Source organism: Dolichospermum circinale AWQC310F, from assembly GCF_000426925.1.
Taxonomy (GTDB): Bacteria; Cyanobacteriota; Cyanobacteriia; order Cyanobacteriales; family Nostocaceae; genus Dolichospermum; species Dolichospermum circinale.
Genome location: NZ_KE384680.1, coordinates 1 through 6796, shown reverse-complemented (window position 1 = coordinate 6796; position 6796 = coordinate 1). Strand labels below are relative to the sequence as shown.

Below are 6796 nucleotides of genomic sequence, written 5' to 3'. Positions count from 1 at the left end.
GTTGAGGTTTTGGATTCTCCTGCTACGGTTTCGGGGGAAGATGTTTTAAGGGGTTTTGTTTTGAATTTGGGGATGATTTGGTAATGTTTACAATTATTAAATCTATCTATCATGAAAGAGTGATATACTTGATCTAGTTCGTCGTATATGAGCAAGTTTTTTATGCTTCTCATTATATAATTATTTATTTTAGCAATTGTTTGGGGGCAATAAGCATGATAGATGGTAAAGCTATTTCCATTTCATTATTTACAGGTGCTTTTGGTCTAGACTTGGGGATGGAAAAAGCAGGATTTCATACAGTAAGTGTAGTAGAAAAAGACCGTGATGCTGCAAAAACAATTGCTCTTAATCGTCCATTTCTTCAAGAAAGTGCTATTCCCAGAGAAATACAAAATATCACTTCCCAAGAATTACTCGAAGAAGGGGGAAGAGTTTTAAATTTAGGTCGCGCTTTACAACCTGGTGAAGTAGATTTAGTTACAGGTGGTCCACCATGTCAACCATTTAGTACCGCAGGAAAAAGAGGTTCAGTTATGGACCCTCGCGGTAGTTTATTTATGGACTTTATTCGGATTGTGAAAGAAGTTCAACCCCGTTTTTTCTTAATGGAAAATGTCAAAGGTTTACTTTCTGCTCCACTTCGTCACAGGCCAATTAATCAACGCGGAAAAGATTACCCACCTTTAGAACCTGATGAAATGGCTGGTGCTGCTTTGAAAGTAGTATTATCAGAAATGAAGGAAATAGGCTATAACGTAGTTTATAACCTTTTAGAAGCAGCAGATTATGGTGTTCCACAGAATAGAGAGCGTGTAGTATTTATTGGTTCGAGAGATGGTGAAACTCCTACATTTCCTATTCCCAAATATTGTAAAGATGGCAAAATTTTACCTAAATGGCGGACTTTAGGAGATGCTATCACAGATTTTGTTGATGCAAAACCAGAATTTATGTCTTATTCAGAAAGTCGCTTAAAGTATTTGAGATTATTGGAAGCTGGACAAAATTGGAAACATTTACCAGAGGAATTAAAACAAGAAGCTATGGGAGGTGCTTATAATTCTGGAGGTGGAAAAGTAGGTTTTTATAGAAGATTATCTTGGAATAAACCTTCTCCAACAATTACAACAAGTCCCCATCAAAAAGCTACAGATATGTGTCATCCTATAGAATTACGTTCTTTAACTGTCCGTGAATCTGCGAAAATTCAAACTTTTCCTGATGATTGGATTTTTTATGGTTCTGTTAGTTCTAAATATAAACAAATTGGTAATGCAGTTCCCGTATTACTTGCAGAAGAACTTGGTATTTATCTCTTTAATTTAATTCACGGAAATAAATCTAAAGGTAAAGAGATAGCTGAACAACTTTCTCTTTTTTATTAATAGAATTGTAAGTGTCTACTTTCTAGCTAATTCAGAAAAAGCTTGATCAATTTTCTGTAACATATCTCGTATATTTTTTTCAAAAATATCGTAATCAATGTAAATCATATTCCAAAATTCTTTACCAGCAATACGGGGAATGTTATATTCGTTTGGGAATGGAAACGTCCATTTACCTAAATTAAAAGCTGCGATAAACAAAGGGTTTTCATGAATATTTAATTCTTTTTTTGATCTTGGTGATTGAGAACCAGTCAATGTTCCTTTTAAAGTTTTGAGTTGTGCAAACCTAACTTTTTTCTCTGAAAATATAATAATATCAATTCCAGTAATTTTAATCCCAAATTCAAATTCCGGGTTAATAATATAAGGACTAATATTAGATATCTTTTCTCAGAGACTCCCCATTTTAGTGTTCAAACTTCTTGTCACTGAGTTGCTAGTAACTAGTAGTTTAGCTCCACAGAGTTCAAAAATATTGGCTGGGTTAGGATGCTCTTCAAGTATTATACTTTTCTTTTCAAAATCATTTTTTAACCACTCAATAAAATCATCTGCAAATTTTTCAGTTACAAGACTGATGAACTGAGATTGTCTATCTAATTCTAAAATAGAGCCATTCTGTCTGTCTTGTTTAATTTGATATTGAAAATAAGCAGGTGCTATTGAAGAAAGAATTTTTCCATATTTGTATGCTTGTTGCAAATTTTCATCTACAATGTTAGTCACATCAATTAAAGAAGTATAATGCAAAATTAGTGCTTTCCGTTCTTTGACAGAAAGTGGGATTAAAGTTTCAGCAGTTAATTCACTAGACATAGACAGCTATATTTAACTCATTGGACTTTCTTAGTATGACCCAAAATCCTCCCATATATAGCAATATCTACTGAAATTTTATTTGCTTGTCGGTGTAAAATCTTAATAAATACAAAAATACTATGTAATAGCGATCGCTGTTTTGGGGTGTTGGGGTGCGATCTTTTAAAATTAGGGTTGTGTGCGATAGCGCAAGCGCTGACTTGTCAGTTCGCTGTTTTGGGGTGTTGGGGTGCGATTGTTTAAAGTTAGGGTTGTGTGCGATAGCGCAAGCGCTGACTTGTGAGTTCGTTTAAAATTGGGGGGGGTTGTGTGCGATCGCTATTTAGGAATAAGTTGGAATTGCGATCTCTTAAAATTAGGGTGGTTGTGAGCGATAGCAAAAATACACTAATTATCTTTTATATGGTTGTATTGTTATTAAACCTGAAATAACAGCATAATGTTTCACATTAAATGTATGTAATGGTAAACCGAAAGCAATTGATGTTTGACCGATTAAAGCATCAATTAACCCAAGATTATGACTGAGATTATAATTTGCAAATGTTTCTAATGCTTGATCACAAGTTTCAGGTGTTGGCCAAATTACTTCAACATTAGCAATAAATTTGCGAATTTCCTGCAATTCCAACTTATTCCTACATCCTTGCATCAATTCCATCGCTACATAACCAGGTAAAGCAATTTCTTCCTCTCCCAAAGAACTTAACCAACTAATAGCAGGTGGATATTTACGCAGAAAGTCAATCATAATATCACTATCTAGGAGAATCATAACCTCTCCTTTGTGACTGTTCACGCAACTGACGAGCGTAAGCAAGACTATCTATAATATCGTCGCGTTCTTCCCATAAACCTATCAAGCTCGAATCAAGTAATTCATGAGCAGTTAATACCTTTTTCCTTGTAGGAAGAATGGATAATAAAACAATTACCTCTACCTCTTGTCCTTCTACCACAGGTAAATTTTGAAAAGAGATTTCACCATTTTTCTCTATAGTTTTTTTTAACCTAATTGCTTGCATAATTTTGTCATCCTTACAATAATATAATGCTGCTGTTTAATTAAGTACATTTCTAATTATAGAATATCACAAAAAGAGATCGCTGTTTGGGGATGTTGAGAGTGCGATGGTTTAAAATTGGGGTTGTGTGCGATAGCGCAAGCGCTGACTTGTGAGTTCGTTTAAAATTGGGGTGATGGTGTGCGATAGCGAAGCGCGACCTAGGAATCGCCCCTGAGTTTAAATAAAATAGAATTATATAACCAAAAAACCGTACTATGACTTCACGACTCGAAAATGCGATCGCTGCTATCCAACAGCTATCATCCACGGAACGTCAACAACTGTTGCAAATCTTTACCCAAAGCAATTTATCCTCAAACTCTCAAACCGATCTTAAAAATCTCAGTCATCAGTTTTGGGAAGATACCACACTCAAAGAACTACTCGCCACACAGACCCCTACCACCGTACATAACCTCAAACATCTCGCTGCTGACTTTTGGCCTGAAGAAGACTCCATCGAAGATTTTCTCATTTTCCTACGACAACAACGCCAAGAAGTGATCTAACCAAACGCCATGAGTTTTTACCTCATTGACACTGATATCGCTTCTTTTATCTTCAAAGGTAGTGATTATGCCGACCCTTATTTACCTTATTTAACTGGTCAACAATTAGCAATGTCATTCATGACCGTAGCTGAACTATTTCAGTGGGCAATTTTGCGTCAATGGGGAGATAGTCGTTTAACACAACTAGAACAATACCTATCTAACTACTTAATTATTCCAGTTGATCAATCACTTTGTCGAGAATGGGCGTATATTCGTGCCAAGCGACAAAGTGCAGGACGACCAATATCTCCACAAGATGCTTGGATTGCTGCAACGGCTTTACGCTATGACTTACCGCTAGTTACTCACAACATCAAAGACTTCTTGGATATTCCCAATCTACGGCTTATTATCCCTTCATCCCCATTATGAACGTCATAAATAAGAACGATCGCTTAAAATTAACGTGAGTTCGACAGCGATCGCAATTTAGGAATAAGTTGGGAGAGCGATAGTGTAAGCGCTGACTTGTCAGTTCGCTGTTTGGGGATGTTGGGATGCGTAAGCGTTGCTGACCGAAGGTATCGCTTTATTTTTGTACTAATTTAAAAAATGTTTTTTTGTCAATACCAATATCTTGAATCATTCCCATTAAAGTACCTGGTTTGATGTCTTTTCCTGAATGAATTAGAACAACAACTCTTAAACCATCAGCATTCTTGTAAATAGCATGACTACCTTTTTGTCTGTCAAAATAAAAACCCAATTTTTCGATAACTTTAATAAAATCTTTAGCTTTTATACTTGGTAAATTACTCATAATAAAATGCTTAATGGCTTAACAATTAAATCCTCTTTAGGAACAGGTTGATTATCAGCTATTAAACTTTCAATATATAATTCAATAGCTTCTGTAATATTCTCAATTGTTTCTTCAAAAGAATCTCCTTGAGAATGACAACCTTTGAGAACAGGACAAAAGGCATGATAACCCCCATCTTGCTCCTTTTCCAGAAGTACAGTGTAATTGTAAATTTGTTTATTTTTGTTTTCCATATATCTTTACGTTTTTTGAGTTAGTGATTTTTAGCGTTGATTTATTCCATAATAAACGGTTTGGGGAATTTGGGAGAAGTGCATTAGCGTAAGCATTGCACTCAGTAGGAATCGCTGTTTGGGGATGTTGGCAGTGCGCTAGCGTAAGCGCGACCTAGGAATCGTGTAAAATTGGGGTGGTTGTGTGCGTAAGCGTTGCGCGACCTAGGAATCGCTGTTTGGGGTGTGGGGAGGGCGATAGCGTAAGCGCTGCTGCAAGCAGTTCGTCTAAAATTGGGGTTGTGAGCGATAGCGCAAGCGCTGACTTGTCAGTTCGCTGTTTGGGGATGTTGGGGTGCGATAGCGTAAGCGCTGCTGCAAGCAGTTCATTTAAAATTAGGGGGTTATGAGCGTAAGCGTTGCGCGACCTAGGAATCGCTGTTTAGGATGTTGGTTGGGAGTGCGAATGAGTTACTGGGTGCTTTTACCGTAATTACAATGACAAGTGTTCGCATTCGCAAAATTGATAATTGAATGCTTAGATAAAGCAATAGCAAAGCGCACTCAAGGTATCACTGTTTGTGGATGTTGGGAGAGAGATCGCTTAAAATTAGTGCGATCGCCGATCTTGTAGGGTGCGTTAATGAAATGTAACGCAGCTTGTTTCTTTTGTGTAACTGAATAAATTTAGTGCGTTACGCTGACGCTAACACACGCTACAGTTAGTTCTGATCATGACAGCAAAGGTTAAGAATTGAAATGCGAGTACCTACGGTAAGCTATGCGATCGCAATTTAGGAATAAGTTGGGAGAGCGATAGCGTAAGCGCTGCTGCAAGCAGTTCGCCTAAAATTGGGGTGGTTGTGTGTGATAGCGCAAGCGCTGACTTGTCAGTGCGCTGTTTGGGGATGTTGGGGTGCGTAAGCGTTGGGCTGCTGCAAGCAGTTCGTTTAAAATTAGGGTGGTTGTGAGCGATAGCGCAAGCGCTGACTTGTCAGTTCGTTTAAAATGAGGGTAGTTGTGAGCGATTAATCCCAAGGACTAAACACAGTAACAGATGAGAAACCAAAATCACTAATATTACGAGTAACAATTATGAAGTTATTTTCAGATGCCGTCGTCGTCATATACAAAGATTTTTGAAGTCTAATAATTTGAGTGTGGTGCTGTTATGGTTTCCCATCATTTTATTGATTGCTTTAGTAATGACTTCTGCATGGTTACAAGGTAAAAAAACTCAATCTCAAAAACAACAATCTTATGTTTGTCGGATGAGTGAAAATAAAAGAACTGGAAGAGGACATAGTGCTTTTTGGATTGGTTTATACGGTTATAGTTGGATAGTTTCTATGAATGAGTGTCAAGATTTGGTCTTGGAAATGATGACATTGGTTACCAATAAAATGCTATTTTATCAGCAAGGAGTGAGGGCTGTCATGCTTATCCAGCAACCTCTCTAGCCCCTTTGTCGCCCCCTGAATAATCTAGGTTTATCACCAGGAGTTGCTTTCTTTTTAGCCGGGGTTAAAGTTACAAAAAAACATGGTTTTACAAGTTTTAATGTTACCTGTAAATGGAAACGCAAAATATTAAACATCTCCGAAAATTAAATATGCGTGATTTACAACCCTTGTAGAGAAGTTCCATGGGTAGGGATTCTCGGCTCTACAATCTTTACCGGAGATGTCTATTAGGAGTAGCCCCAAAGGAAGGGTGGTTTATTTTAACTAATTTAGATAGTTTGGAATTAGCAATTTCCGCCTATAAGAAGCGATTTTGTATAGAAGAAATGTTCCGTGATTTTCAAAGTGGCGGTTCTAATTTAGAAGACACAAAAGTTACAAATAATCGGTTAATATCTATGATTTTATTAATATCAATTGCTTATACGAGCGCCACAATACAAGGGATAGTATTCATCCAGAAATGTTGAATGTCGTTACAAAACTTTACATATTTAAGTATAGTAGTATTATCAAGGGTAAAAATG

The 6796-nt window shown here is 36.9% G+C and carries 10 protein-coding genes and 2 pseudogenes; 6 read left to right on the top strand and 6 right to left on the bottom strand.

What is annotated here, in order from left to right; all coding sequences use genetic code 11:
• Both ACIR310F_RS26775 and ACIR310F_RS0110555 read left to right on the top strand, forming a co-directional pair.
• Positions 1-84: pseudogene (locus ACIR310F_RS26775) on the top strand (Uma2 family endonuclease); the annotation flags it as partial.
• Between the two features lie 131 nt (positions 85-215).
• Positions 216-1388: a DNA cytosine methyltransferase gene (locus tag ACIR310F_RS0110555; protein ID WP_028083803.1), complete on the top strand. Its 1173-nt coding sequence runs from the start codon at positions 216-218 to the stop codon at positions 1386-1388.
• Between the two features lie 15 nt (positions 1389-1403).
• Here ACIR310F_RS0110555 and ACIR310F_RS26770 read toward each other — a convergent pair whose 3' ends face one another.
• The 4 genes from ACIR310F_RS26770 to ACIR310F_RS22120 form a co-directional block, all read right to left on the bottom strand.
• The gene (locus ACIR310F_RS26770; RefSeq protein ID WP_231387483.1) at positions 1404-1646 is read right to left on the bottom strand and encodes a hypothetical protein; all 243 of its coding nucleotides are present in this window, start codon (positions 1644-1646) and stop codon (positions 1404-1406) included.
• A 135-nt stretch (positions 1647-1781) separates the two neighbouring features.
• Positions 1782-2207 (bottom strand): hypothetical protein, encoded by a 426-nt coding sequence (locus ACIR310F_RS26765; RefSeq protein ID WP_231387482.1) that lies wholly within the window; start codon positions 2205-2207, stop codon positions 1782-1784.
• Positions 2208-2601: 394 nt separating this feature from the next.
• Positions 2602-2985: a type II toxin-antitoxin system VapC family toxin gene (locus tag ACIR310F_RS0110545; RefSeq protein ID WP_028083802.1), complete on the bottom strand. Its 384-nt coding sequence runs from the start codon at positions 2983-2985 to the stop codon at positions 2602-2604.
• A complete protein-coding gene (locus ACIR310F_RS22120) occupies positions 2969-3235 on the bottom strand; it encodes a hypothetical protein (protein WP_035367870.1) in 267 nt (88 codons plus the stop codon). The genes ACIR310F_RS0110545 and ACIR310F_RS22120 overlap by 17 nt, the downstream gene beginning before the upstream one ends.
• Positions 3236-3492: 257 nt before the next feature.
• On the opposite strand from ACIR310F_RS22120, the gene ACIR310F_RS0110535 reads away from it, so the two are divergent.
• Positions 3493-3786: a hypothetical protein gene (locus ACIR310F_RS0110535; protein WP_028083801.1), complete on the top strand. Its 294-nt coding sequence runs from the start codon at positions 3493-3495 to the stop codon at positions 3784-3786.
• A 9-nt stretch (positions 3787-3795) separates the two neighbouring features.
• Positions 3796-4203 carry a type II toxin-antitoxin system VapC family toxin gene (locus ACIR310F_RS0110530; RefSeq protein WP_028083800.1) on the top strand — a complete coding sequence of 136 codons (408 nt, stop codon included), beginning with the start codon at positions 3796-3798 and terminating at the stop codon, positions 4201-4203.
• A gap of 157 nt (positions 4204-4360) precedes the next feature.
• On the opposite strand, the gene ACIR310F_RS0110525 is transcribed toward ACIR310F_RS0110530, so the two are convergent.
• Both ACIR310F_RS0110525 and ACIR310F_RS0110520 read right to left on the bottom strand, forming a co-directional pair.
• Entirely contained in the window at positions 4361-4591 is a 231-nt protein-coding gene (locus ACIR310F_RS0110525; protein ID WP_028083799.1) for a type II toxin-antitoxin system HicA family toxin, read from the bottom strand.
• Positions 4588-4827: a type II toxin-antitoxin system HicB family antitoxin gene (locus tag ACIR310F_RS0110520; RefSeq protein ID WP_028083798.1), complete on the bottom strand. Its 240-nt coding sequence runs from the start codon at positions 4825-4827 to the stop codon at positions 4588-4590. The genes ACIR310F_RS0110525 and ACIR310F_RS0110520 overlap by 4 nt, the downstream gene beginning before the upstream one ends.
• A gap of 1118 nt (positions 4828-5945) precedes the next feature.
• Here ACIR310F_RS0110520 and ACIR310F_RS0110515 point away from each other — a divergent pair.
• The gene (locus ACIR310F_RS0110515; RefSeq protein ID WP_155963750.1) at positions 5946-6266 is read left to right on the top strand and encodes a hypothetical protein; all 321 of its coding nucleotides are present in this window, start codon (positions 5946-5948) and stop codon (positions 6264-6266) included.
• A gap of 15 nt (positions 6267-6281) precedes the next feature.
• A pseudogene (locus ACIR310F_RS24865) lies at positions 6282-6715 on the top strand (hypothetical protein); the annotation flags it as partial.
• Positions 6716-6796: the final 81 nt, after the last annotated feature.

Bases quoted from the DNA above. Each gene is read 5' to 3' on its own strand.
- ACIR310F_RS0110545 (WP_028083802.1), bottom strand. From the start codon at position 2,985: ATGATTCTCCTAGATAGTGATATTATGATTGACTTTCTGCGTAAATAT.
- ACIR310F_RS26765 (WP_231387482.1), bottom strand. From the start codon at position 2,207: ATGTCTAGTGAATTAACTGCTGAAACTTTAATCCCACTTTCTGTCAAA.
- ACIR310F_RS22120 (WP_035367870.1), bottom strand. From the start codon at position 3,235: ATGCAAGCAATTAGGTTAAAAAAAACTATAGAGAAAAATGGTGAAATC.
- ACIR310F_RS0110535 (WP_028083801.1), top strand. From the start codon at position 3,493: ATGACTTCACGACTCGAAAATGCGATCGCTGCTATCCAACAGCTATCA.
- ACIR310F_RS0110525 (WP_028083799.1), bottom strand. From the start codon at position 4,591: ATGAGTAATTTACCAAGTATAAAAGCTAAAGATTTTATTAAAGTTATC.
- ACIR310F_RS0110520 (WP_028083798.1), bottom strand. From the start codon at position 4,827: ATGGAAAACAAAAATAAACAAATTTACAATTACACTGTACTTCTGGAA.
- ACIR310F_RS0110555 (WP_028083803.1), top strand. From the start codon at position 216: ATGATAGATGGTAAAGCTATTTCCATTTCATTATTTACAGGTGCTTTT.
- ACIR310F_RS0110530 (WP_028083800.1), top strand. From the start codon at position 3,796: ATGAGTTTTTACCTCATTGACACTGATATCGCTTCTTTTATCTTCAAA.